Consider the following 26,923-nt stretch of genomic DNA (forward strand, 5'->3'; position numbering starts at 1 on the left):
GGTCACAAGAAAGTAACGCCTGCTACGATCACTGCATGGCCGCGGCCACGCCCTCACCGATCCGGCGAGCACTCAGGTGCCCGCCGACACCGGGGTGTGAGCGCCGATGATGAGCCTGCACAAGCTCACTGCTGGCGACGGCTATGAGTACCTGACCAAACAGGTTGCCGCCCACGACAACACAGAACTGGGCAAGGACTCGTTGGAGTCCTACTACTCGGCCAAGGGTGAAGCACCAGGCCGCTGGCTCGGTTCTGGGCTCGTCGCGTTCGACGACATCAACGCCGGCGACGTGGTTACCAGCGAGCAGATGAAAGCCCTGTGGGGCGAAGGCCGCCACCCCAACGCCACCGCCATCGAAGCCGCCATGTCCGCCGACGGACACGGCGCGGGAGTGGCGTTGGCCGCGACCCGGTTGGGCACACCGTTCAAGGTGTACGACGGCGCCAACGACTTTGTCACCGCCGTCGCCGAAGCCTTCAGCGAACACAACACCAGCCGCGGTGAGAAGGCCCGCGCCGAGATTCCCGCCGACGTGCGCGCACAGATCCGCACCCGCGTCGCCACCGACATGTTCACCACCGAGTTCGGCCGCTCCCCCGCCGATAGCCGTGAACTGTCCGGGTGGATCGCCCGCAAAACCCGGCAGAAGACCACCGCTGTCGCCGGATACGACCTCACCTTCTCCCCCGTGAAATCGGTGTCGACCCTATGGGCAGTCGCGCCGCGCGAGGTCGCACAACGCATCGAAGCCGCCCACCAGCGCGCCGTCGAAAAGACGCTCGCCTCGATCGAACGCGACGTCGCCTACACCCGCATCGGCACCAACGGTGTCGCCCGCGTAGAGGCCGACGGACTCATCGCGGCTGCCTTCACCCACCGCGACTCCCGCTGCGGCGACCCCGATCTGCACACCCACGTGCCCATCTCGAACAAGGTCCGCTACACCGGTGTCGACGGCATCCAACGATGGGGAGCTCTCGACGGAAAACCGTTGCACCGCCTGGCCGTGCAAGCCAGCGAAGAGTACAACTCCCGACTCGAAGCCGAGATCATCGCGGAGTTCCCCGGCATACATTTCGCTGACCGTGACCCCGAACTTCGGGGCAAACGACCCGTCCGCGAGATCGTCGGCGTCTCCCCGGAACTGTCGGCCCGGTGGTCAGCACGCACCCGCTCGATCCAGGACAAGACCGACGAACTCATCGCCCGTTTCCAAGCCGAGCACGGACGTGAACCCACTGCCGTCGAACACATCGCGCTACGCCAGCAGGCCAACCTGGCCACCCGCGAAGCCAAACACGAGCCCCGTTCCCTGGCCGAACAACGCACCCAGTGGCGCGCCGAAGCGATCGACACCCTCGGCTCCGACGCCGCGCTCGCCGACCTCGTCTCCACCAGTCTCGGGGTCAGCGTGCACCCCGAGCTGGCAGCTGAGATGCGCCGACTGGAAGGCATGTTCACGCTGGGGCGGGCACACCCGCATCATCCGCCGGCCCCGACCGGTGACCGTCTGTGGGAGTTGGCCGCGGCGAACTTGGCCGACCACGGCCCGCGCCGACCCGAGGACCTGACCGACGCGCAGGTGCGCGACTACGCCCACACCGCCGTGACCCGCGTGGCCACCACCCGCTCAGTGTGGCAACCCCACCACGTGCGCGCCGAAGCGCTACGCCAGGCCCGCATTCTCGGCGTGGCACCCGAGCACATCACCGCCGTGGCCGACCGGATCGCGGCGACCGCGCTGAGCGAACACTGCGTGCACATCACCCGTGCCCGCCGCGATGGCGACCGCGGCGAACCGGCGATGCTGCGCGGCAGCGACGGTGAATCGGTGTTCGTCGACCGCAGTCTGGACCACTTCACCAGCCCCGAAGTGCTCGCCGCCGAGCGCCGTATCGTCGCGGCCGCGCAGCTCTCGGATGGGCATCGCAGCGACCCGATGCATGTTGACCTCGCCCTCCTGGAACACGAAGCGAACAAGTACCCACTCAACGCTGGTCAGCAAGCCCTGGTACGCGAGTTCGCCACCACCGGTGCCCGATTCCACCTGGCACTCGCTCCCGCCGGAACCGGCAAAACCTCGGCGATGGCCGCGTTCACGACCGCGTGGACCAACGGTGGCGGCACCCTGATCGGCCTCGCCCCGACCGCGAATGCCGCGCAGGTCCTGGCCAAAGACATCGGTAGCCACGCCGACACCCTGGACAAGTACGCCTGGACGCTGCACGCGCTGCGCGCGGCCGGAGACGACCCCGACGCACGCGCCGCCGTCCTCGAGAAAGCGCCCGACTGGTTCGAGAAAATCGGGCCCGGCACGGTCGTGCTCATCGACGAAATCGGCATGAGTTCCACCGCCTCCCTCGACCCGGTGATCGCCGATGCCCTGGCCCGTGGAGCCGACGTCAAAGGTGTGGGCGACGACCAACAGTTGGCCTCCGTTGCCGCCGGCGGCGTGCTACGCGACGTTGCCGACGTCGGCAACACCCTCACCCTCACCGAAGTCATGCGGTTCACCGACACCGCCGAAGGTGCCGCCTCCCTGGCCATCCGGGAGGGCCGCGAGGAGGCCATCGGCTACTACATCGATCACCAGCGCGTGCACGTCACGGCCGACACCCTCGCCGCCGACATCGCCTACCAGGCATGGCGACGCGACACCCAGGCCGGGCACGCCTCAGTCATGCTCGCCCCCACTCTCGACACAGTCCGCGAACTCAACGAACGCGCCCGCAACGACCGCCTCGCCGACTACCCGGCACTGGCCGGCGGCCGCGAAGTCACCCTGGCCGACGGGCTGACCGCCAGCCTCGGCGACACCATCCGCACCCGCCGCAACGACCGCCGACTCCGCCTGTCCGGGACCGACTTCGTCCGCAACGGCTACCGCTGGACCATCACTGACGTCGGCGCCGACAACACCCTGACCGTGCGCCACGAAACCTCCGGCGCCAGCCTGACCCTGCCAGCCGACTACGTACGTTCGGACTGCGAACTCGGCTACGCCTCCACCATCCACGGCGCCCAGGGCATGACCGTCGGATCACGCGGAAAACAGTTGGGCACCTGCCACATTGTTGGCTCGGACCAACTCGACAAACAACTGCTCTACGTCGCGATGACCCGCGGTACCGACGGCAACCACCTCTACCTCGGAACTTCAGAGTCCGACCCGCACAAAATCATCTTCGACCGCGCACAACGGCCACCGACCGCGGTCGATCTCATGCGCAGCATCCTGACCCGCGACGGTGCGCAAACCTCAGCGACCACCGCCGTCCGCGACGCCGACTCCCCCGCCGCACGCCTTGCCGCCGCCGCCGACAACTACACCTTTGCCGTCGGCGCGATCTCTGAACACCACCTCGGACCCGAGGTCATGGCCGCCATCGACCACGGTGCCGACCACCACCTACCCGGGCTCACCGACGCCGCCGCCTGGCCGGTGCTGCGCCACCATCTGGCCACGCTTGCCGTCGACCGACCCAACCCGGACACCGCGGCCGCCGACTACACACTCGAGCGACTCGCCGCGGCGATCGCGGTCCGCGAACTCGGTACTGCCGCCGATCCCGCCGCCGTCCTCGACTGGCGCCTTGACCATTCCGGAGAGCACTCCGCCGCGCGGCGCGGGCCGCTGCCGTGGCTGCCGGCGATCCCCGCCGCCCTGGCCGCCCACGACGACTACGGCCCGTACCTCGCCCGCCGCGAACAACTCGCCACAGACATGGCCGGCCATGTGCGCGCCAACGCCGAGACATGGACCGCGGCCAGCGCTCCGCGTTGGGCACGCCCACTGGTCGTCGCCGACGGCGACCACGGTCGTCTACTCGCCGACATCGCCGTGTTCCGCGCCGCCCACACCATCGACGACCGCGACAAGCGGCCACTGGGCCCCGACCAGTACGCCCTGAGCCGCCGCCGCCATCAAGACCGGCTCGCCGAGCGGTTCGCCGACGCCATCCACACCGACGGCGCCGACACCCGCCGATGGGATCAACTGGCACACTCGATCGACACCCATCTCACCGCGGATCCGTTCTGGCCCGATCTGGCCGAACGGCTCTCCGTCGCTGCGCGTGCCGGTGTCGACGTGCACACCCTGCTCACCGACGCGGCCGCCGACACAACGCTGCCCACCGAACTACCCGCCGCGGCCTTGTGGTGGCGGGTCGCCGGCGACCTCGAACCGGCCGTCCTCGACGCTACCGACTCCGCGATCCGAGTGCCCTGGACATCTGAGCTGGCCCACATCGTCGGCGACCAAGCCGCCGAAGCGATCTACACCGATCCCGCATGGCCCAGCCTGGTCGCCGCCGTCACCGCCGCCGACCCGCAGCAGTGGACACCGGCCGAGATCCTGGCCACCGCCGACCAACTGCTCCACGCCGGCGGCGACGGCGAGCACGTGCGCCTCGACGAATATGCCCGCGCACTGGCCTGGCGCGTCGACCTACTCGCCACCCACAGCGCCCACGCCGAGGACATCCCGCTTCCCGACGAGCCGCTGAGCACCGCCGAGGAGGAGACCGCCCCCGCCGACCCCACCATCGAGCACACGTCCGAACCAGCCGATCTCCACGACCAGGGCCACGGCGACCTGCCCGAAACCGCCACCGACGCCGACGACGACTATCTCGCCGCGCTCACCGCCGACCCTGCACCCTCCGGAGACGAGGAGGAGTACGGCCCGCAGGTCGACGACCTCGGGGATCTCGATTTCGATGACCTCACCGCCGATCGTCCTGCCATCGTCGTCGAGCTGCCTGAGGACACCGACCTCGACGAGCTGCGCCGTGCCGCCGCCGCCGCCCACGCCGACACCAACCGACTGCACGCGCTCATCCTCGACCCCACCCAGCAGGGCCCGGCCGTGGCTGCCGCCCGCGGCCGACTCGACGAGCTCCAACACCGCGCCGACGCGCACCGTCCGGCCCTGGCCGAAATGACCCGCGCACACCACGACTGGGTCGAAGCCGACCTGGCCGCCGAAGCCGCGGCCGCGGTCCGAGACCGCCTCACCCCCACTACAGGTGACGACGACCCACGGCTTGCGGCCGAACGCGAACTTGCCGCCGTGCACGCCGAAGACGCCCGTGCCCGCGCCGACGAAGCGCTGGTCCGAGTCAGTGCCGCCAACTCCACCCTGACCAAACTCGCACCGAACGGTGTTGTCACTGCCGGCGACGTGCACCGGGCACGCATGGCCGCCGAGCGGGTCGACCTCGACGCCCTGACCCGGCTACGTGGCGCCGCACACCGCCTCGACGACCGAGTGTTCCGGGCTGAACGGTCCGCAGCCCGCCGACGCGCCGCCAGCCTCACCCTGCCGCCACCGATGCCAACCGCGCCGGCGCGCACCACACGCACCGATGTGCGCCGACACTCGCCAGTCGAGCTCGCTGCGTCGGTGGGGACCGTCGCGCTGGCCGACGCGCCGCTCGACGAGCTGGCCATCGCCTATCACACGGCGACCGCCGACCTCGCTGAACATCGCATCCGCGCTGCCGCGCAAGTATTCGGACCCACCGCGGCTGACGCGCTAGCACGCGACCCACGGCGCGTGGCGCTGGCCGACGCACTGGCCGCAGCGCACCGCCACGGCATCGCCCCCGACGACGCGTTGCGCTCGGCCGCCCGATCAGTCGACCTCACCCCCGACGCCGCGGGCCTGGCCACACACGTGCACCAGCTCGCCACCACCACCGCCGACACCCACTACCGGCACTGGAAGACCGACCACAGCGAGCAGCTCGAACGCGCATTCCCCGCCGCCGACACCACCAGCAGCGACTGGGACACATTCTGCCGCAGACTCTTCCACCAACACCAGACCACCGGCGCCGACATCCGCACCCTGTACGGACAAATCACGCAGCACGCCCCCGCTCTCGCCGACGCCGTCACCCTCGACACGGCAGCAGCCCACGCCTTCACGACCCCTGTTACCACACCCGATTGGGCGCCCGCACCGGTCGCGATCCCCGGCGACAACGCCGCCGCACTCGACGTCGCACAACAAGCACACCGCGACTACACCTCAGCACTGTCAGCGCGCACCGCCGGCCCCACCATCGACACCGCAAACGCCGCCAGCCGGTGGGAACCGATTCTCGGAACACGACCCACCGACCCCCGCCTCGCCGACACCTGGGATAGCGCGCACACCCATCTCGACGCCTATCACGCCCAGTACGGCAGCGCATCAACCACATTCGACCCAGTACCCGAATCTGCGCCACACCACCAACGCACCGCGCACGCCTCGGTCACCAACCACATCGACGACCTCACCTCACAACAGCGCGAACAGCACCTCCAACGCCTCGCCGACCTCGACCAGCAGCGCAACAGCGCCCGGCTCGGCACCGACAACGACGCCGCGGCCCATCGCAGCGCACCACAGGAGATCGAACACACCCGACGCCGCCTGTAGTAGGCCGATCCTCAGAACGGGACCGACAGTCTTGTGTGGCGCATCCGAAAGAGACAGCGCGACATCAGATCTTCCTGCTTTGTTCTCGAACAGGACTGATCCGGCGAGGGCACCTCCCAAAGACGTTCAATCGTTCGACGTCGGTACAGGTCCAACGCTGAGGCCCGTTCGCCGCGCCGTCAGGGGTTTAGGTTCTCCGTGCGGTTAAGTTAACCGTGAGCGTGTTGAGCCAGAAGGTGCCCACGTCCTTACGTTTCGGCTGCACAACATCCCATGTGCTTGTACCGATCCGGTAGCAGGACTCGAAATTCTCGTAAGGGTTGACGTACATCCGAATCCGACCGTCCTCATCGCCCCACCACGTTCCGTCGGTGGCCTCGGCGTAGTAGTAGACGTATCGATTCATCGTCCAAATCACGGTTCTCGAGTTACCGGGATCGAACTTCCACCATCCCTCTGTTGACCAATTTCCGTACTCACCACCGCAGCTGTCCGGGTCGTACTCCATGACCGCGACCCGCACCCTCTTGCTGTAGTTGTTCTTGAAGGCCAACCACATCGCCTTACCCCTTCTGTTCGTCGTCAAGCGAGTGTTCGGTGACACGCATATCTGCCCCGGCGCCATCGCGCAGTGAAGGCTTCGTCGACTTGGCGGCCTGGTCATCTTCGGAAGTGTGGGTGCCGTGCTCGCCTGCGTACACGAACTCTGTCAGGTCTTCTTGGTCCGCGCGCTTAGCCATCATGTCTACCCCGGCTTTCTTCTGATCTGGACTCCTTGTGGCCTACAGTGGCCGCCGCGATTCAAGCACTAGACCCATTGCCTTGGCGGACCGTCGCCACTATTAATTCGACCAGACGAGGAGTCGACAGTTGGGCACTTCCGTGATCCGCGCACTGGGCAGTCATTCAATCAGCGGAACCAGTGGTTTGGTACTCACGGTCGCTGCGGCTCAGGTGCCCATGTAAGGGTGCGGCAGGAGAAGGTTCGATCCGTCTGTTCCGGGCGGGGAACAACAGCAGATCTGACCTTCTCCTGCCGCGGTGGGCGGCGGGCACCTCGGCGTGGTGCGCGGGCCGGGTTACCTACCGCCGGTCTAGGAGGCACGCACGAGTTCGGCGCGCCCGTCGGTCAGTTCGGTTGGTCGGGCGACGAATCGTCGACAGGTTCTATCTGGGCCACAAACACTTTACGTTTGGCGTCCAGCAGCCACAGAGCATCGTTATGGCGGTAGCCGCTGTCGGGGTCAGTGAGATCGACAGGTTCGGCGTGGCTTTCGCGGACGAGCTCAGCCATCCGGGCTGGTGAGATGGTCGCCGGGGTGGTGGCCGAGCGCGGTTTCCGCGCTTGGACGTCGCGGTCGACCCAGTCAGCGATGTCGTGGAAGGTGTGTACGTCGCGTGGCTGGGCGGTGCAGTCGCGGGTGGTGCAGCCCTGAACGCCGAAATCGTTGAGGTGAGCCAGGAATGGACGTAGGTACTGGGTGTGCCAGGCCGCCATGCCCGCCCAATATTCGATATCCCCATCTGCGGTGTTGGCGATGTCGTAGGCGGCGCGGTGCGCTGTCATCAGTGCGGTCAGTTCCTCGACCATGCGTGAGTGGCGATACCAGCAGCCGGGGATCTCGCTGGGCAGTTCGTAGCGTATCCGCAGCCAGCCCACCCAGTCGACGAGCTCGGTCCACAACTGTTGCGCGGCCTCGCGATCGAGGGTGTCCCAGCAGAAACGAGACGGCTTGAACGTGGGCTCACTGCGGTTGGTGCGGGTGTCGGTCGTCGTTGTCATTGGCCCGCCTTGGTGGGCATGTCGGCGAGCCGGGTGGTGACGTCGCCGGTGGCGCGGATGCGGTTGAACAGGTCAGCGGAGGCTTCGGCTGCGTGGGCTAGGTCGGGGCGATCCCAGACTTGCGGCAGGGTCAGCATGATCGGTTTGGTCCCGCGGTAGATCATCAACGCTTGGTCCTCTTCCATTTCCCGGATCTCGTCGACACTGAGAACTGCCTTTTCCCGAATGTCGTGCGGGTCGGGGCTCATACGTTCGTAGCGGGTGCCGAACAGCCGTGATAGTGAGTCCAGTTCCTGCTGGTCGCCGAGGCCGGGCAGGATGATCCGGTTGGGCGCGTTGATGGTGAACTCCTGGCCGGCGGTCTGCCCCCACCGCTTGATGTTCTGTAACCGGTTGTGGGCGAACGCCCAGATGGATATTCCGCGCCCACCACTGTCGGTCATCTTGTCGGGCAGGTGCGGGATGGGGGCGATGTTGTTCACCTCGTCGAGGACGAGGCGGGCGGGAACCGCTAGGCGGTTGTTGGGTTCGCGCTGGGATTGGCGGTCGAGGATGCGGTACACCTCAGCGGTCAGCGCCGACACGATCGGAGCAACCTTCTTCTGCTCTGACTTGCACGCCAGGTAGAGAGTGTTGGCCCCGCCGAGCACGAACGATTCGAGGTCGATCGACTCGTGACGGGGAACATCGACCATCCGGGCGATCGACGGATCAGCGAGCGGGTCGAGCAGCATGGAGGCGGTCCCGAACACGTCGTCGGTGGATTCGGATTGGTTGTTGGCCACCGACTTGAGGTCGTTGGCCCAGTCGGCGTACACGCCATGCAGGATCTCGTAGGCCGGTTTCCACTGTTTGAGGTTGACCCACGACCGCACCGTCATCAGCCCCTGGTTGTCGAGGGCTGCGGCCATCATGAAGCATCGGATGACCGTCGCCGCGCGAACCTCCCAGAAACTGCTGTTACGCACCCCTTCCATCGGCGAGGCCTGGACGAGCGCCGCCGCGCGCTCGATCGCGGTTTCGGGCTCTTCACATCCGGCCAGCATCGCCCACCGCAACGGCTTGGGCCATCCGGTCAGCCCGGTCGGATCGAACACCTCGACGTCGCCGACCTCTTTGCGTTCGCCGATGGTCGCGGCGATCATGTCCACTTTGGTTGTGGTGGCCGCCAGGAAACCGGGTGCATCCCAACAGCGTTGCACCGCGATACGCCAGGTCTTACCGGCCCCGGTGGGGCCCTCACAAATGGTGCAGTCGCGGTGCTGCACATAGACCGGTTCGCGACGGCCGCGCAGCTCGCCGACGTAGATCGCCGCTTCGGCCGGATCAATGTCGCGGGTCTTGACCCCGTCGTAGGTGACATTGCCGCGCCGCGCCCGCATCACGGCCGCCGCTTCGGTCAAGTTGGCCGCGGCGAGGTCAGTGGCGGTGGCCAGGCCACGCTCTTTGGCTTCGGCGCGGGCACGGCGAGTGTCGATGAACGCCCACACCTTCCACGCCAGCACACCGACCGCGGCGACCAGCACTGCAAAGCACACCCAGAACAGCCACCCCGACCCGGCGGCGGTGTCACCCGGCCAGGCCGCTGCGGGGTTCGATGGACTGGTGATCGTGGCCTTGAGACCGGCGAACAGCGCCGGATCATCGCCACTGGGCCACGCCCATCCGTGCCCAGCCAGCAGCCCGGAAAGTGCGCCGGCCACTGACACCACGCATCCGAGGGTGGCGATCGCGACGACACCGCCGATGATCAGGGTGGCCGCGGTTGAGTCGGTACCGTCCTGGGTGGCTGAGCGTGTACCGCGATATCCGCTAGTTGCCATGGTGTGTCGGGCCTTTCGGTTGGTGCCGAGCGGGTAGCTCGGGCATCTCCAGATCGGTGTTCCATTCCCACGCGCTCATCCCCGCCAGCTCCGCCGTCAGCAGCTCACGCCCACTGATGTCACCGCTGTCGGCGCCATCATCGGCGGCGGGGTCAGCGCCGGCGGGTTCCTCGTCGAGGATGAACGCTGCGGTCGGGGCCTCGGTGTCGGAGAACACCAGCGCGGCCGAGTGGTCGGCCGCTGACAGGTTGTAGCGCAGACACACTCGAAACCGCCGCGATTGCTCGACCGCGGCACCGATCAGCAGCCTGGACGCCGATGACTCCAGCGGGAGCCAGTTCCGGTCGGTGAGCATAAACGCGATCTCCTGGACCACTGCCATGCCGGCGGTATTGACCAGAAAGGTGGCGATCACCATCAGATGCGCCGTGTCGTCGCCGGCCCAGCCGTCGAGGTCGGCACGAAACCGCTTCTGCAGTCGACGATGCACGTCGGCGTCGAGAAGAAAGGACGTGTCGGGCAGATGTTTGATGACCAGCTTGTGGAAGAACCGGGTCTCCTCGATCGCCTTGACCTCACCGATCACCACCATGAGTGGGGTCGGCTTGCCGGGCTTGGCCTGCGCTGCCTTCCACGCCGCGTGACGGCGCGAACTCAGCTGCGCCTTGTGGTCTGGGTCGAAGGGCTCTGGGATGAATAGTTTGCGGCCCAGCGGTTGGCGTTTGGCCTGCTTGTTGTGCCCAGCCTGACGCAGATGCCAACTGACTACCCGCCAGTTGCGGCGGCCAGCCATGCGTGGTGACCAGGTCGTCAAAGCTGCTTCGTCCCATAGGTAATGCAACAGGGCACGCAGCGTGAGCTTGTGCCCGTCGGCGACGACCGTGTCGGCCTCGGCCTCGCCGGTGACCTCCGGTGCCGTGCGCCCGACGCCTTTGGACAGAGAGAATCCGAACCGCAAGGTCGTGGTGCCGTCCTCGGGGTTATCGGTGATCGCATCACCGATCACCTGGCCTAGCCCCGACAACGCTGCGGGCGGTTGCCACGACCCGCAACCTGCGTCATGGGCGGCCCCGGAGTTGGGCATGCGTTTGACGATGAACCCACTGCCCGTCGCGGCGACGTACATCGGCACACCTGGTGTGCGACATCCACACAGCGGGCGCGCGTGGCGGGTATGTGCGTCAGCCAAGGTCTGTTGGGTGGTGGTGTCACTCATGGCGCCCAGTGGTGTGCCGTCGAGCGTGAGGTTACTCATTCGGGTCGTCCTCTCCCGAGGTGTCCTAGTAGCGGGCTGGGTCGGTGGTTGAGAGTCGGGTGTAGCCGGTGGTGATAACGCCGATGACGGCGATGACCACGGCGACCAGGAACGCGGGGCCCAGGGTGGCTTGCCAGGGGCCGGAGGCGTAGGTGATCACGAAGCCGATGGCCGCGACGAGGGCGGCGATGGCGGTGAAGAACATGCTGGTGCGGTTGGTGATCTTCAAGAGCAGCCACATGATTCCGGCGGCGACGATGGCGGCGGCGGCCGAGAGCCATGCAGCGGTCGACGCGGTGAGCGCGGGGCGGGACAAGGCGTGTTCGATCCAGTAGGCGGCCGGCACCCACCGCGTGGTGACGATATTGATCAGCAGCACACCCAGGTAGCCGACGAGTGCTGCGGTGATGGCGGTGAACGCGGCGCTGCCGACGTAACGGGTCAGGTCGACGCCCGGGTCAAAGCTGCGGTGCTTGCGCTCGGTGGGGATCTCGGAGCGCTGGGTGTGGCCACCTGTTGGTGGTGCGGAGCCGGTGCCAGTGGGGTCGGTGTCGGGATAGTAGTTCAGCGGTGAGGGCTCAGAATAGGCAGCTGTGGCCGGCCGCTGGCCGTCGCCCTGTTGCGAGTAGGCCCAGCTGCGTTCGGGAGGGTCCCCAGGTAGGTGGGCGGTGGGATCGTGGGTGTTCATGATGGGTTGATCTCCTCTCTGTGGTTTAGGTGGTGCCTTCGAGGACGTTGTCGGTGTTGGTGAGGTCGGCCTCGATACGCGAACGCACATGCTGCATGAGGATCGGGTCGCGGCCCTTCATCCACACAAGGCATTGGCCCCGGTGGAGTTGGGTAAGAACGTCTTTGGTCTCTGGCGGCAGGTGATACATCTGGCACACCTCGCGGGCGTCGTCGTCACGGCCCTGCCGGTAGAGCAGGGCGATGTCGGATTCCTGCATCAATGCCCGCGAGGGTGAATCGCGAGCATGGTCGGAGAGGTGGTGAAACGCTGACCAGGTCGAAAGGCCGAGACCGCGAGAGAGTTTCATGTTGCCGCGCGCCACGACACCGGTTGATCCCTCACCGAGGAACCACCCTTCCTCGAAGATCGCGATGGTCTGCTTGCGGTCGGCTGCGCGTGCAGCCAGCCGATTGGCCAGCCAGGTTTGCGCGGTGGTCATGACCACTCGCAGACCGGGGCCTTGTTCGGGCAGCGCGGACAGGTCGAAGTGGACGAACGGATGGTTGAGCGCTTCGTGCACTTCGGGGCTGGTGGGTTGGTCGACGAGGCCGCGCAGAGCCCCGTCGACGAGTTCGAGGATGGCCAGACCGGGGGCGACTCCCCACTCGAGAGAGCGATGGGCCCAGCGTTTGCCGAAGTAGGTGAAGTCGCCCAGGTCGGCGCGCACGGATTCGGGGAGATCCTCGCCTCGACGAACGTAGTCCAAGGCCTGTTCGGACTTTCCGGAGACACCGTCGAGGAGTTGACCGGCGACGTCGACGAGGAGCGGCTCGGTTCCCGCCGCCGCCGCGCGGGCGTTGACGGTGGACAGAGCTAGACGCACCGCAGCCTTTTCCGGCTGGCTCAGTGGCCGCTCCATCGCGTCGCGCAGCACTGCCAGGAGCAGGAGTTCTTGCCCGGCGGGCACCACCCCGGGCACGCCTCCGGTGTGGCGGCCGTCGGTGGAGATGGCGGGGTCGAGCAGGTTCAGCGATGCCCCGCCGCCGCCGGCTCGGAAGGTCACTGATGGGACGCCGAGTTCGTCGGCGATGACGCCGTATTCGCCGCGGCCGCCCTGGCGTTTCTTGTCGAAAGCGACGATCTGGCGGTTGAGTATCAGCTGCCGGTACAGCCCAGACGTTTTGAGGATCGATGATTTCGACGAGCCGATGTCACCGATGGCGCACACGTTGACGCCGTCGATGACGCGTTCGCGGTAGAGCTCGAACGGGTCCAGCCGTACAGCGGCCTGGCCCATCAGGTTGCGCCCGGCCAGTAGGCCGCCATGTTGCACTGGTTGGCGGGTGGTGGCCAGGTTGAGTGCTTCGGCTTGTCGGGTGGTCGACCACGCCCCGGCTGGGCGATCCTCGTACCATCCCCATTTGTCAAGCCACCGTAGGCGTTCGGGAGGTTCGCGGCGAAGCGCAACTGCCCCAGAGCTGCTCGGGAGTTCGGCATAGCCGTCGTCGTCGGTGAGGTCGCGCGTGGGTGGCTCCCACGTGCTCTCCGCCGGTGCGGATTCTTCGCGGCCAAGTACCCATCGCCACCAGTGCTGCAGTTGTTGACTGCGGCTTGGGGGCCGTTCTTGATGTCCGCGAGGACTTCGTCTGGTCCGCGAACGATGGTCATCGCCGGTGGTCCTCTCGTTTGCTAGCTGAGCTAGTCGAGCTATTGGGGTTGGGCATGTCAGCGGGTGTAGCGGGTGGTGGCCAGGCCGCGACCCATCGGGAGGGTCCAGAACATGGCGATGTCGTGGTCGCCTTTGCGCCAGCGCAATTCGGTGATGGCGGACTCGTCGGCGGCGGCGGCCACGCGGGCGCACGCGCGGTCACAGTCGTCGGGATCGCGGCCGGTGACCGACACTGACATCGACCAGATCACGCCGTGATAGCCCGATCCTTCCTTGAGGTCCTGGGCGCGGCGGGCGGATGCATCGGCCATCACTTCGGAGGTGCCGTCGCTGATGCGGCCCCGCTGCTCGGCTTCCAGCGCGGCGGCGGCATCACTGGTGCGGTGTTTCTTGGCGACTTGGCGGGCGCGGTCGGCGGGCACGAAGTCCATGCGCACGGCCAGAGTGCGGATGGTGGGACTCGGCGGCACACCTTCGGTGGGGTCCCCCTCGTCGGGTTCGACACCGGTGAGCATCGGTGCGAGCCACGCCGGTCCCAGCGGCACCGGTGCGACTTTGCCCGGTGGCACGGTCGCCACCCGGGTGTGCCAGGCCACCGCCTCGGGATCGTCGGGGTCGGCGCGAACGACGATCGCCTCAGGGGTGCCCACATAGGACGGGAAACAGGTCTCCCACCGAACACCTTCGTGCTGATCGAGCGGGTAGGTCGGGTTGATGAATGATCGAAACACCGAGCACGCTCGCTGTTCGCCGAGCACATCGACGCGACCGTAGCCGCTGGCCTGTAGGGCGCGCTGAATGTTGGCGACTTCGTCACGGATCACCAGAGCCACACCGCCTTCCACTGCGGCGCCTTTGCTGCCGGCCAGGCGGGCGGCCTGTTTCATCAGGGCCGGTGTCTCGCCGATGCAGACGGCGATATAGCAGCGGTGATCTTCGGCGTAGGGCCGGATGTCATCGATGAGCTCGCCGTAGGAGATGATCGGGCCGCGTAGCCGTTCGGCCAGCGCGGGGTCGAGCGCGGCGACCCGCTCGGTGATCCATGCTTCGTGCGGGTTGAGATCCGAGGGCACGCTACGCGAGACCATTTGCAGGCTTTTGACATGTGAGGTGCGGCGCGCGCACACGTTGTACACCGATTCGCTCAGTGCCTGTTGGTTCTGTGCCCACGTGTTGTCCGAGCGCAGCCCTTCGGCCAGCCCCTGTACCGAGAGGACCAGCGAAAAGTAGTTCGCCTCACCGGGATTGTGGTGCCAGAGGATGAACATGTCATCGAGTCCGGTGCCGGTGAGATCCAGCGGTTCGACTTTGCCCAGCGGCACTGGACGCAGCCAGCCTGGGTCGATGTCGGGGTTGCCGTAGTCGGGGTCGTCGACACCGATGAACAGGTGCTCACCGCGGCGACGACGTCGGCGCTCGTGCCGGTGATGCAATCGGCGACCGGCGATCGACCCGCCGCCGAAGTCGATCACCGCCGCGATGGTGCCGGGGATGAGCACCACGGCCACTATCAACCCGATCAGGCCGAGAGTGACCATCGCCACCAGAGTGAGCAGCAACGAGGTGACCAGAGCCAGTTTCGCGGGGAACGACACCCCGCCGACATAACGGCTGGCCACCTCGCCGCCCAGGATCGCGGTGCGCACACTGTCGCGTTGTGCGTCGGCAATATCGATCGTCATCAGTGACTCCCCTGGTTATGAGTTATTTGCGGTCGGAGCGGAATTCGCGGCGACACCATGGGCGCGTTGTGAGGCGTTGATTGCCCCCGCGCGGGTTCCTGCCGCCGCGCCGGCTTTGGCCATTCCGCCGGCGATGTGGCCGCCCTTGCCCGCCGCTGAGGCCAGCCGCGCCGCGGTTGCAGTGACCGGGCCACCGGCGGTCGCGGCACCTTTGAGGGCGGTGCCGCCGGCATGCATCACCGCGCTCCCGCCCGCGGCGTGCGCGCCGCCCGGGGAGCCGGAGCCGTGATGTGAGGTTGCGGCTGCGTGATGAGCCCCCTGTCCCCCGCCGCCGACTCCGGCAGCCGAGCCGCCACCGGAGTCGCGGCCGGCCCCGGAGTGACTGGCCCGCACGGCGCCACCCATGCCGGCGCCGACGGTCTGTCCGGCTCCGCCGCCGCTGTCGCCCATGCGGTCGGCGTCCTCACCGTTGGGTAGCAGCGGTGACCACTTGAGTAGCGAGAAGGGGGCTATGCCGACGACGAAGAACGCCAGAGAGCACAGCGCCAGGGAACCCCAGGCAGCGATCTTGCCGTCACCCGTGGTGGATTCGGCGGCCGACCAATTGATGACCTGGATGATGACTGCCAGCGCTATGAACAGCAGCGGCGTGGACAGGATCAGCGACACCAGCATCATCGGCACCCGCAAGGCTTTGCGCCGCCAGGTCGGGTGCACGAACATGCCGTAGCCGATTGCACACGCCACGCACGCCAACGGGACACCGATCTGATGCATGAGTAGCCCGAGGAACAGCGCGAACGCGCCGAAGGCCAGTATGCCGAACCCGATGATGGCGCCGACCGCACCGCCGACCAGGGTTTCGTTGGTCAGTCCACCGAGCATCGTGGATACGTTGTTGACGACCTCGTCCATCGAGGTGCCCATCATCTGCGCGATCAGCACCGTCACCGCCTTGGCCAGACTTTGCAGCATCCACGCGATCATGGGGGTGTACATCATCGCGGCGATCGCGGTGGGCAGATAGCCCAGGGTGTCTTTGGCCAGGGCGTTGGCGCCGCCGGATCGGGCTGCGCGCACCGTGGCAAGGATGAACATCACCGCCAGCACGGCCAACCCCAAACCAATGCTCATCGCATACCACTTGAGGAACCAGGGTTGGCGCAGGTCGAAATCACCGACGGTGGCCAGTCCGGGGAGCACGGTGGTGGTCATGTCGATCGCGGCCTGCTTGAAGTTGTTGGCCCACTCCTCGGGAAGCCCGTCGGCGTTTTCGAAGAACTCTTTGATCTTGCCGCCGGTCTGGCCCCACAACATCGACCATCCTGACGAGAACGCTGTCCCGGCCAGCAGGGCTGGGTTGGACCACATCGTGGCGAGGGTGGCCACGCGCAACGCGGGCCTGGCGGCCGCGCTGGCGCGGTCGCCGAAGCTCTTGTTTTGGTCGATCCAGTTCTGGGTGCCCCGGAAAAGCCGCCCGACACCGGAGTTCCACTGTGTGCATCGGGCGATGTCGCTCTGATTGGTGGTCTTGGTGCAGTCCAGGAAGAACGCATGCATGCAGTACCAGATGCCGTCGGCCTCGTCGTTCTTGCACGGCTCACGGATTGCCTTCTCTACGTCGCCGTTACCGGCTGCCATGGCTTTGATCGATCCTTCATCGGGTTTGTCGGCGAACTCGAAACCCCACGCGCTGATCGACTTGGTCGACCACCGTGCCAGATCGTCGGCGCACACGGGTTCGGTGGAGGGATAGTCCTCGGTCTTATCGGTTGGGTAGCTCGGGTCGAGCCATCCGTTGTCGCGGCTGGGGCGAAAACCGTTGCGCATCTGACGTTTCGCATCATCTGCGGACCGAATTGCTGGACTCAGCTCGTCGTTGTCCTTGTAGCGGTCGGCGAGCTGTTTGGCCCGATCATCCTCCCCTCGACTCCAAAAGAGCAGTTCGGGCTCGGCGGGGAACGTCGCTGCCAGATATGCGGCGAAGTCCCCACCTCGATTGGCGCACGCACCTTTGAACCACGATGCACTCTTGAACTCGTCGGTACCGGCCACGAGTTGTTTGAGTGGTGCGGGAAAACCAGCGGGCAGAAACTTGCCGTTGGTCTGTATCTGGCCGGACTGTCCGCTGGTCTGAACGTCGTCGTCGGCGGCAGCCGAGCCCAACCCGGCTCCGCTGGCCAGGATGGCAAGCACCAGTGCGACGATCAGTGCGGCCCGGATCGAGATTCGCGTGCGCCCCACGATTGGCCCTCCTGCCCTGTGTTAGTTGACGAAGAAGCTGTAGTAGCCGCTCATTGCCGTTTTCGACAGCGCCGCATCAGCTTCGGGGAAGGTCGCTTCTTCCGGATTCGGGCCGGCCTGAAACTGCCAGTCGATGGCCTTCCAGTCGTTGTCAAACCACCCCAACGTGACCGTGGTCGTGGTCCACAGCGTCAGCACGCCGACCTTGCCGGCGTCATTGACCGGGGCCTGCGAGGCGCCCACTGACCACACCGCGACGGTGGCTCGGTCGTCGGTGTAGTTCGGGACGGTCACCATGGCCGGGGCGGAGTTGAACACCGAGCGGTCCTCAGCCCGGCCCGACGCCACCGCAAGCACCTGAGTCAAGGCCTCGCTCGGTTCCGGACCGACGGCGATGTCTTTGAGCTTGTCGCCGCTGACCTTGCCGTCGCGGGCCTGATCGACCGACTGGGCGAAGTTGACCGCCGCTGTGGCCGCACCCGGTTTGTCGTGGGTGTACTTGGCCGGAATGCCGGCCACGATCGAGGCCGGTCCGTGGGCCGAACCGATACCGGAACTGGTGACGTCAGTGGCACTCTCGTCATCGCCGGAACCGCCGCACGCCGCCGCGACGCCAAAGATCAGCAGAATGATCACCAACAGTGCTGCGGCACCGATCAGCACACGCTTGGTACCGAACACTGATCCCGGTGAGCGCCACGCTCCATCCGGCGGGGGTGGCCCTCCCTGCTGTGTCGACGGGGACGCGGAGACCGCGCTGTAGTTGGGGGTACTGGACTTCCTGGGGCTCATGAGGATTGCCTTTCGTTCGTTGCTTAGAGGGCCAGGCTGATCAGCAAAATGATCACGGTCACGAGGAACAAGAGCCCGAAGATCAGGAGGGTGCGGACGCGGCGGCGGGCGTGCTGGTTGGCGACCGAGCTGGTCGGACGACCGCGCGCGGGACGTGGCGACGATGACGATGCGGACATGTGATGCTCCTTCAGTTGTGGATGACGACGGGGTGGTGGGGTCGGGCTAGACGCCGACGGCGAACAGGACGCCGGCGATGATGACGGAGGCTGCGGCGCAGGCGGCCAGGCCGACGCAGGCATCGACGAACGATGATTTGGCCTCGACCTGCTGGCCGGCGAAGCCGCGGCGGTTGGCCGAGGACCACTTCGCGCCGGCCAGAACGACCCAGATGGTGCACGCGGCCAAGCACGCTGCCCAGAAGGCGCCCATCACCCGGCGCCAGGTTTGCCCGACGGTCGGACCGAACAGCGAGAAGTCCGGGGTGATGCCGCCGAGAGGGTTCCACGCCTCGGCGAGGTCGTGGGTTGTGGCCGCACTGGCAGGTCCGGCCAGCCATATCGCGGCGGTTGCGACCGCAATGCTGGTCACCGCGAGCGTTGCCGCCCGGGTGCGCCGCCGCCGTGAGGGTGGCAGCGATGGCAGGTGATGTGTAGTCATGGTGTCCTCCTTTGCTGGTGGTGATGGGTTAGCGCCGCGCCCGTTTCGGGGTGGGGGCGGATTCCTGGGGCCACCGAATCTGTGCGCCGGGCACGATCTTCTGCAGTTCGGTGGTGGCCTTGCGGGTGATGTCGTGCGCGGTCTTTTGCACCTGTTGGGCGGCGCCGCCGAGCGCCTTGTACGGTGCCTGGGCTTGCTGCGCGGACCAGGCTGCGGTGACCGGTCGTCCGCCAACGTTGGCGGAGGCGTTGACGTCGCCGCGCATGTTGACCTGGTAATGCACCTCGGGCAGGCCAGCTTTGGCGGCCTGTTGGGCCGGCAGATGCAGTTCGAACTGGTTGCCGCCAGGGTTGGGCTGCGGCGCGGGAGCCGGGCGTGGTTGTGGGCGAGGTGTGGGCGGCTGGTCGGGCTGTCCGGGCAGCGCGGGCTGGCGCGGAGTGGCGCCGGGATCACCGGCACCGAGTGTGTGAGCGATGAGTCCACCGATCACCGCGCCGCCCACGCCACCGGCGACCGCGCCGGCGAGCCCGAGTCCAACGGCACCGACCCCGGCGCCGATGCCGGCGCCTACGGCGATGGCACCCGGTGTCTGCGGACCCGGCGACGGAAGCGATCCGACGACGGCCCCTGCCCCGGCACCGATCACCGCTCCCCGATACCACCGACCACCGCCGCCGGGATTCCCACCGCGGCAGCACCGGTTGTGCCGCCGAGCACGACACCGATGATGGTGGCCGCTGCTTGCCGGGACGCCTCGTCCTCCGGGACGCCGACACTGATCAATCCCTGCGCGATCTTGGACTCGCCGTAGGCGGCCCAATCATTGATGCTGTTGCGCTGCCGATCGCTGAGCCACGGTGCGTCTCGCTTGAGTTGCTCCTCTTTCACCACGACATTGCCAACTCGCAATGTCTTGGGCGGCGGAGCGATTGGTCGCACCGGTGCTGTGGGCCGCGGCAGCGTGTAGGGCCGTGACGGCGTCGGGGTGTAGGTGGTGTCGTAGTTCGGCTGGCTGTAGTTCGGCTCGCTGTAGTAGGTCGGCGGCTCATACGGCTGATAGGGGGCTTCCTGCGGAGGGGCCGGGATCACACCCGGGCCCGGGCCTGGGGTGTAGCTCGGCGCCTCCGGCTGCGGTTGCGGCGCTGGTGCGGGAGCTGACGGTGCCTGCGGCCCCTCAGGGTCCACGCCACCCTGCATGGGTCCGCTCTGGGAAGGACCGTCAGGATCGGCTCCGCCCTGCTCGATTGCCCCGGCAGGCGCAGCTACCAGCGTGGCACCGGTCAGCGTGCCCCCGACCAGCAGCGCGGCCAGCAGCTTGCGTACAGCTGGCGGTGAAGTGGGACCGTGGTGCACCGAATGCGGCACCACCGCGTCGGTGCAGACGGTTGGCGGCCGGTCGATGAGGGTGTTGATCATGGGAATTCTCCTTCTGGGTGAAGAATCAATCGAGGATGTTGTGTTGTTGGACTGGTCTTCTCGGAATCGGATTGGACGGTTGTCGAGGACTGGCTACTCTTTGGATTTGATTGCTGCGATCCAGTACTTCCCGCCGATCTCGGTGACGGTGACGTCTTGGCGGATCAGCTGGCGATCTCCGCCGCCGGAAGGAATCAGGGTTTGTTCGACGTCGTAGACGTTGTTGCCCTGATCGGTGATGGCCAGGCAGTACCGCAGTTTCGGGTCAAGGACATCGATCCACTGCTGCAATGCGATCGCGGTGCCGACCTTGCCGTTTGCGGATACCACCGCGCGTGCCGCGGTGCCTGAACGCCATTGGTAGTAGCCCCAGTTGAACGCCTTGATGGCATTGGGCCCCGATGTCTGGTTGCCCGGATCTCGACCAGTCGTGCGGGCACCGTCCTGGCGTGACGGGCATTCGACCTGATCCGAGGTCGGATCGGGAGCAGTCAGAGCGGCGGCGGGATCAGTCGGTGCCCCGTCTCCGCCATTGCCCCCGACCAGTACGCCCAGGACCACCGCGGCCAGGACCGCGACCACCGCTGCGCCGGCCAGCAGCACCATGAGTGGTTTCTTGTGCCGTGCGGCGACAGCGACGACGTGACGCGGTACTCGCGACCACGTCCGACCCGCCTTGTCGGTCTCGGCGGTCGCCTGCCCGGGGTCCTGCGGATCGCGTGCGATCGCGTACAACGTGTCATCGATCTCCACGTCTGGCCCGGGCAGAGGGTCGTCGATGTCGCTCCACGGAATGTGCTCGTCATAGGTGGGGCCAGCGGCGAGGACCGTGCCGCTCGCCGCGCTGCGCTCGTGCCGGCGGCGTCGCTGGCGTTCGGTGCGTCGACGGCGCCGGGCCTCGGCTGACATCGCGGGCCGCTGGCGTGTTGGGCGACTGGCATCGTCGGCGTCTTCGTCCCGGCCGCCTGAATCGGCCGGTGTCACGGGGTCCGACGTGGTGTGGTCGGTGGAGCTGGTGGAGGGGAAGTCGCCAGTGCCTATCGATTCCGACTCCGGTGTGTCGACCGATGGGCGTCGGCGCAGGACTTGGCTGCGCAAGGTGACCGGTGGTTCGGCGTCGTATCCGCGGCCGCGGCGAAGAATCTCCGGTGGTGGCCCGCCCGCGGAGTTGTGGGGGTCTCCTGTCATGGCCTGTCCTCCTTCGAGTGGTGGGGGGTAATGCGGTGGGTTGTGGTCGGCGGTGTCTGGTGTCTGTTGGTCATGGCTGCTCTTGGAGCTGACTCACCTCCCACCCGTTGGCGCCTTTGGTGGTGATCACCCACACCTGACGGGAGACCGACGAGCCGACCTGTGAGCGGTCGGGTCCATAGCCGGTCTGGCTGACGGTGAAGATGAAGTAGCGCCGGGTCGGTGTGTCGGGGGCACCCTGGTTGGTTCCCGCCGTCACGGTCGGCATGACCTCGGCATTGCCTGCGGCCCAGATCAACCACTGGCCACTGGGAGTTAGCGCACGGCTTGAGAGCACGCTTGAGCGGAACTGTTCACTCAGGAGCGGAGCAGAACGCGCGACGGCATCCGATGGGCTGGTGTCGGTGGCGGTGTCCCAGGTGAACCACACTCGTGTCACGGTGCTTGCCACCGCGGCGGCGTCGGTGCGGTCGACCTGCGCAGCGTCGGCGGGCAGTGTCGTGGCCGCGGTCGGTGGGGCAACGCTGGGTTCTGTGGTGGTGGTTTCGGTGGTGTCGGCGGGTTCGTCACCCGGGTTCCACTGCTGGGCCGGCGCCTGCTGCGTTGTGGGTACGGGGTCACCGCTGGTGCCGCAGGCGACGAGTCCGGCCCCCAGCGCGGCGGCAAGGACGGCCGTCACGGCGGCGCGGGCCAGGGTGCGTGTGCTGTTCATGCTGCGAATCTCCTTGCGCTGATCCCGTTTCCGAGGTTCTTGAGCGGTGACACCTTGACCACGTCCCCTGATTGCGGTGCTTCGACCATGCGGCCGTCGCCGACATAGATCGCGACGTGTTGGGGCTGGAACCGGGTGGAAAGACGATGTCGCCGGGTTGGAGCTGATCGAGTGGCACGGGTTTGCCGCGTGGGTCGTTGAGTTGGGTCACCGTGTAGTGCCCGAGTTCGATGCGGCCGCCGGTGGCTTGATACACCGCGTAGAGCACGAGTCCGGAGCAGTCGAAACCGACCTTGTTGAAATCGCCGTGCGAGTCGGCCACTCCCCCATCGGTGATGCCCTTGGATGGTCCGCGTGGTGTGCCGCCACCCCATGCGTAGGAGGTGCCCAGCCATCTCATCGCCGCGGCGACGGTGCGTTGACCGACCGGCCCCGCCGGTATCCCGGTGACCACGCCGATGGACGTGAACTTTGTGCGGGCCCGCTCGGGGATTTTCTTGATGTAGGCCTGGGTTTCGGCGTTCTGGCACGGCCCCTTAGCGGCCAGGGTGCCGCCGGGGCCGCAGTTGTAGGCCGACAGTGTCAGTTCGAGCAGATCGCCCTGAACCCGGCCCTGCTTGAGTGCATCACGCATGATGCCGGCGAGTTCACAGTCATAGGCCGCTTGGCTCATCACTGCATCCGGGATCGAGCGCGGGTCTTTGCGGCCGTCGCCGTCGCCGTCGACGGCTTTGGCCGCCCACGTGCCGGGCATGAACTGGCTCGGCCCTTCGGCGCCACTCGGTGAGACGAGGTCGGTGCGGAACCCGGCTTCGTTCTCGAGCTGGGCGGCAACGATGGGGGCGGTTACTTCCGGGCAGGTCTTGCCGGCCTTGATGATCCACGGTTCAAACGCGGGTGGCACCGATCCGGCTTTGAGCTGACTGCCGCCGACTGCGACGTCACCGCAGCCCTGTCCGGGAGTCACCGCCGCAACGTTGCGGATATTCGCGCTCGACCCCGAGGGTTGAGCGGCGCCACGCAGCCACGGCATCGGATCGACCGCGTGCCCACCGCCGAGGCGGGTACCGCCTTCCCACAGTTCGAAATGCAGGTGCGGTCCGGTGGACTCACCCTCGCTGCCGACCGCGGCGATCTGCTGACCGGCCTTGACCTGGTCGCTGGCTGCGACCTTGATGTCGGCACCCCGCATGTGCCCGTACACATTCGACTTGCGGCCGCCATCGAAGTCGATGATGATCCAGTTCCCGAAACCGTCCGCGGGTCCGGCCTTGGCGACGGTGCCGCCGACCGCGGCATAGATCGGGGTGCCCAGTGGGGCCGACAAGTCTTGGCCCTGATGTTGCCTGCCCCCACGCGGCCCAAATCGGGACTCAAGCTGATAGTTCCCCTCGCGCAGCGGCATCGTCTTGTCCCCGGACTCCTGCGACGGTGCCGATGTCGAGGGGGGCGGAGCACGCGTAGCCGCTGCGCCCTTGACCGGCTGATCGCGCACCTCGAAGACCTGAGTGGCGAACCGCTTGATGATCGCGTTGCCGGCGGCCTGGTCACTGCCCCGTGATGTGGTCAGGATCGACACCGCAAGCCACCGTTGCCCAGCGAAGAACCAACCGACATCGTGCGATGTGCCGGCAAGCTCACCGGTCTTGTGCGCGATCTGATCGTGGGGGGCGACCGCACCGAACTTGGTGTTGACCTGCTGGTTGCGCATCGCGGCGACAATCGGATTGGCCGAGGCTTTCGAGATCTTGCGGCCCGCGCCGACGTTGTGGGCGCTGTCGTAGATGATCTGCAGCAGCTTGGACACGCCGCCGATCGACACCATGTTTGGGTCCGCACCGGAGACAGGGACGCCCAGCTCGCGGCCAAGTGTGGCCTCCGGGGCGGGGACCCCCAGCTCGCGCACCGCGGAGTTGACGACGTCGCGGCCGCCGAGCAGAGTGACGAGCCGATTGGTGGCGTCGTTGTCTGAGACTGAAATCATCGGATCGAGCAGTGGTTTGACCTGCTCCATCCGTAGCGCACCCGCATCGACTCGTGCACCCGCAGCCAGCGCGACGGCCAGCTTGATCACCGACGCACTCGGCATGGCCCCCGCTGCCCCGGCGATCAAGCTATCCGCCGGGTTGGCGCTGTCGGAGATCGCTACCGCGACATCAATACCCTGCGAGCGACCCGCCGCGACCGCCTCGTCGGCCGCCGCGCCCATCGCCCCGGAAGGTGTCGATGCCGCCGCCGGGGCGGCCGCCACATTCGGCAGGCACGAGGTGTCCGGCGGGTCTTCTGACCCCATCACGGCCACGCCGATGCCGATCATCACACTCAGGCCGACGAGTGTGATGAGAGCCAGCTTGGTCAGCGTGCCGCTGCCCGAGCTGGATGCAGAACCACCCATAGCGCCTTCCTTAGTGTGTTACGTCGATTCGTCGCTTTCCACGCGCCCCGCCCGGACAAATGGAAAAGTGCTCTCTGCCAACCCCTATCGGTGATCAGTGGTGGTGTCGGTCGCGGGTCAGCCCCCCAGCGCTTTGCGGAAGAACTGGTAGAGCCAGTCGATGGCGGTCTTGCCCTCGACGAGTTTCTTGCTGGCGTAGGAGGTGTGCGACCCGCTCGCGAGGAACGACGCCGCATCGAGGCCTTCTCCGATAAGTTCGGTCAGATCCGTCGCGCCCTGCGACGTCGCCATCGAAGACACCGATCCCAGCACTGCCCCGATGTCTTGGCCTTGCATAGACGTCGCCAGCTGGGCTTGTTGATCGGTAGCGCCCGCACCCAGCAGGTCCGGCGACATCTTCTGTCCCGGCTTGAGCACTCCGAGAGCGACTGACGCCAAATCCAGTCCGATCGGCAACAATTGGGTCAGCGCCAGCAGGTTGCCCGTCTCGAGGACTTTCCAGCCGACCTCCTGAATCTGGCCGACATCGCGAGCGAGACGAACGATGTCGACATTGCCCACGAGGTTCAACACCAACGCCACGATCTGGGCGTAGCCCTGTGGATCGGGGATCATCGCCGCGATCTGCGAGGCCGTCTGGAAATCGATCTGCGAGGCCATCTTCACCCACGGTGCGAACTGGTTGTTCAGCACACCAGCGGTCCGGTGCGCACCACGAACATCGCCGGCAAACAGCTGCGCAGGCAGCCGCTGGAGGTTACCGATGATTCCTGCATAGTCGGTGTCGGTTACCGCCGAAACGACGTTCAGTCCCTGCGACACAATGGTGTCGATCTTGATTACACCCAGCACGCCCGACGCCGTCTGCAGCGCAGCTTTGTCGGTGCTGTTCAGCGGTGCCACCTCAGTGGCCAGCTGCAACGCCGACGACGCCAATCCCGTGAGATCTGGTGTTGACCCTCCATCCACGCCGGAAGCGGCCAGTGGCAGACCTGTCGGTGCTGCCGACACTGTCCCCGGGCTACTGCTGTCATCAGTGCTCGCCGTGCCGGGAGACGCCGGAACCTGCACGCCCGGCACCGACGTCGGCGCAGTAGTGGTCGCCTGTTCCGTTGTCGGGGTGTCCGATCCCAGATCAGTTGACGTCGAAGATGGGGTGTCTGTTTGTGTGGTCGTTGCCGCAGCGGGGGCTGGTGAGGCTGTGCGCGCCGCCGAAGTAGGTGTCGAACGCTGGCCACCGACCGCCGAAGCAACCGTGTTCGCGATTGCTGATGCTGAACGCACAATCCCGGGGATGTCCATGCGGCCGAGCGTGTCCAGGACCACGTTCGCCTGCGCCTGCGGAGATCCCTTGGGTGCGTTCGTCAGACTCTGCTGAGCGCCTGGGGTCTCCTTCATCCAGGCCTGCGTGTCGGCAATCGGTGTGAAGGTGGCGACCAGTTGACTTGCCAAGGTCCCCAACTGCGCCAGCTCACCGGCATCCCCGGAGGATTGTGGGGCCGCCAGGTCCTGCGATTTGTCTTTGAGAAGAGATGCCGTCGACGTCGTACCCGCCAGATCGACGTTCGAGTAGTCAGACGTCAGATAGTCGAGATCTGACGTGGAGGTGGTGTTGCCCGTGTCCGGGGCCCCCAACACCTGGCCGAGAGAACGCAGGACCGGGTTCTTCGACGTCACATTGCAGTACAGGTCCGACGGGTCGCACAGCCACTTCATCCGGTCCGACAAGCACCCGTACCCTCCCGGGCGACTGCCCGAGATCCCGGTTCCCTTTACCTGAGGGCCGACCACCGCGGCGTTGCCGCGCTTGGGATCGGCCAGCAGACCAACCGCATCCACTGAACTGCACTCGACCGGTCCGCGTCCATGGCCGATCAGATGAGCCACGTCGCCGGCAACATCAGCGCCCTGGGAATAGCCGGCAAGGATGGTTCGCGAGTTCGGGCACTGCTTCATCAACTGCTGCGTCCGTGCGACCCCCGCACCTTCAGACGCCGAGTACGTCTCACCTTTGTCGAACGCGCTGGCTGGATAGTTCGGGTACAACACCGTGATCGACTGTCCATAGTCGCGTTTGAGTCGCTCCCCCACCTTCGCCAACATCCCGCGAGGTTCAGCAGGATTCGCACCCGAGCTCGTCTCCGTAGTACCTGGCACCAGGTAGGCCATCAGCGGAGTGCATCCCCCGGATGTAGGTG

18 protein-coding genes are annotated in these 26,923 nt (G+C 66.7%); 1 reads left to right on the forward strand and 17 read right to left on the reverse strand.

All coding sequences use genetic code 11. The annotated features are described in order from the left end of the window. Positions 1 to 106 precede the first annotated feature (106 nt). Positions 107 to 6,436 carry a MobF family relaxase gene (mobF, locus tag GTV32_RS22865; RefSeq protein ID WP_161062743.1) on the forward strand — a complete coding sequence of 2,110 codons (6,330 nt, stop codon included), beginning with the start codon at positions 107 to 109 and terminating at the stop codon, positions 6,434 to 6,436. 187 nt (positions 6,437 to 6,623) lie between these two features. Here the strand turns inward: mobF and GTV32_RS22870 are convergent, their stop codons facing one another. From GTV32_RS22870 to GTV32_RS22950, 17 genes are all read right to left on the reverse strand, one after another. After that, the gene (locus GTV32_RS22870) at positions 6,624 to 6,995 is read right to left on the reverse strand and encodes a DUF1036 domain-containing protein (protein ID WP_161062772.1); all 372 of its coding nucleotides are present in this window, start codon (positions 6,993 to 6,995) and stop codon (positions 6,624 to 6,626) included. Positions 6,996 to 7,565: 570 nt separating this feature from the next. Beyond that, positions 7,566 to 8,219, reverse strand: coding sequence for a hypothetical protein (locus GTV32_RS22875; protein ID WP_161062744.1), 654 nt, complete (start codon positions 8,217 to 8,219; stop codon positions 7,566 to 7,568). Continuing rightward, the gene (locus GTV32_RS22880; protein WP_161062745.1) at positions 8,216 to 10,042 is read right to left on the reverse strand and encodes a TraM recognition domain-containing protein; all 1,827 of its coding nucleotides are present in this window, start codon (positions 10,040 to 10,042) and stop codon (positions 8,216 to 8,218) included. The genes GTV32_RS22875 and GTV32_RS22880 overlap by 4 nt, the downstream gene beginning before the upstream one ends. After that, the gene (locus GTV32_RS22885) at positions 10,032 to 11,297 is read right to left on the reverse strand and encodes a DUF1173 family protein (RefSeq protein ID WP_202422920.1); all 1,266 of its coding nucleotides are present in this window, start codon (positions 11,295 to 11,297) and stop codon (positions 10,032 to 10,034) included. Before GTV32_RS22885 ends, GTV32_RS22880 begins: the two co-directional genes overlap by 11 nt. Positions 11,298 to 11,322: 25 nt before the next feature. Further along, complete coding sequence (locus tag GTV32_RS22890; RefSeq protein WP_161062746.1) at positions 11,323 to 11,985, reverse strand: hypothetical protein; 663 nt, start codon at positions 11,983 to 11,985, stop codon at positions 11,323 to 11,325. A 25-nt stretch (positions 11,986 to 12,010) separates the two neighbouring features. Further along, positions 12,011 to 13,300: an ATP/GTP-binding protein gene (locus GTV32_RS22895; RefSeq protein WP_161062747.1), complete on the reverse strand. Its 1,290-nt coding sequence runs from the start codon at positions 13,298 to 13,300 to the stop codon at positions 12,011 to 12,013. A 392-nt stretch (positions 13,301 to 13,692) separates the two neighbouring features. Then, complete coding sequence (locus GTV32_RS22900; RefSeq protein WP_161062748.1) at positions 13,693 to 15,318, reverse strand: SCO6880 family protein; 1,626 nt, start codon at positions 15,316 to 15,318, stop codon at positions 13,693 to 13,695. Between the two features lie 15 nt (positions 15,319 to 15,333). After that, positions 15,334 to 17,562: a hypothetical protein gene (locus GTV32_RS22905; RefSeq protein ID WP_161062749.1), complete on the reverse strand. Its 2,229-nt coding sequence runs from the start codon at positions 17,560 to 17,562 to the stop codon at positions 15,334 to 15,336. Positions 17,563 to 17,583: 21 nt separating this feature from the next. After that, positions 17,584 to 18,225: a hypothetical protein gene (locus tag GTV32_RS22910; RefSeq protein WP_161062750.1), complete on the reverse strand. Its 642-nt coding sequence runs from the start codon at positions 18,223 to 18,225 to the stop codon at positions 17,584 to 17,586. Positions 18,226 to 18,377: 152 nt separating this feature from the next. Then, positions 18,378 to 18,533 (reverse strand): hypothetical protein, encoded by a 156-nt coding sequence (locus tag GTV32_RS22915; protein ID WP_161062751.1) that lies wholly within the window; start codon positions 18,531 to 18,533, stop codon positions 18,378 to 18,380. Between the two features lie 46 nt (positions 18,534 to 18,579). Then, positions 18,580 to 19,014 (reverse strand): hypothetical protein, encoded by a 435-nt coding sequence (locus tag GTV32_RS22920; protein ID WP_161062752.1) that lies wholly within the window; start codon positions 19,012 to 19,014, stop codon positions 18,580 to 18,582. Between the two features lie 28 nt (positions 19,015 to 19,042). After that, a complete protein-coding gene (locus tag GTV32_RS23960) occupies positions 19,043 to 19,660 on the reverse strand; it encodes a hypothetical protein (RefSeq protein ID WP_272918303.1) in 618 nt (205 codons plus the stop codon). Continuing rightward, positions 19,657 to 20,430, reverse strand: a complete 774-nt coding sequence (locus GTV32_RS23735; RefSeq protein WP_237422006.1) for a hypothetical protein — start codon at positions 20,428 to 20,430, stop codon at positions 19,657 to 19,659. The genes GTV32_RS23960 and GTV32_RS23735 overlap by 4 nt, the downstream gene beginning before the upstream one ends. Positions 20,431 to 20,523: 93 nt before the next feature. Then, positions 20,524 to 21,618, reverse strand: a complete 1,095-nt coding sequence (locus tag GTV32_RS22930) for a hypothetical protein (protein WP_161062753.1) — start codon at positions 21,616 to 21,618, stop codon at positions 20,524 to 20,526. A gap of 70 nt (positions 21,619 to 21,688) precedes the next feature. Continuing rightward, positions 21,689 to 22,330 (reverse strand): hypothetical protein, encoded by a 642-nt coding sequence (locus GTV32_RS22935; RefSeq protein ID WP_161062754.1) that lies wholly within the window; start codon positions 22,328 to 22,330, stop codon positions 21,689 to 21,691. Beyond that, complete coding sequence (locus GTV32_RS24225) at positions 22,236 to 24,725, reverse strand: peptidoglycan DD-metalloendopeptidase family protein (protein WP_343287471.1); 2,490 nt, start codon at positions 24,723 to 24,725, stop codon at positions 22,236 to 22,238. The genes GTV32_RS22935 and GTV32_RS24225 overlap by 95 nt, the downstream gene beginning before the upstream one ends. Before the next feature lie 117 nt (positions 24,726 to 24,842). Continuing rightward, on the reverse strand, positions 24,843 to 26,828 hold the full coding sequence (locus GTV32_RS22950) for a cutinase family protein (RefSeq protein WP_161062755.1): 1,986 nt from the start codon (positions 26,826 to 26,828) through the stop codon (positions 24,843 to 24,845). Between the last annotated feature and the right edge of the window lie 95 nt (positions 26,829 to 26,923).

Origin of the sequence: Gordonia sp. SID5947 (genome assembly GCF_009862785.1) — a bacterium.
Taxonomy (GTDB): Bacteria; Actinomycetota; Actinomycetes; order Mycobacteriales; family Mycobacteriaceae; genus Gordonia.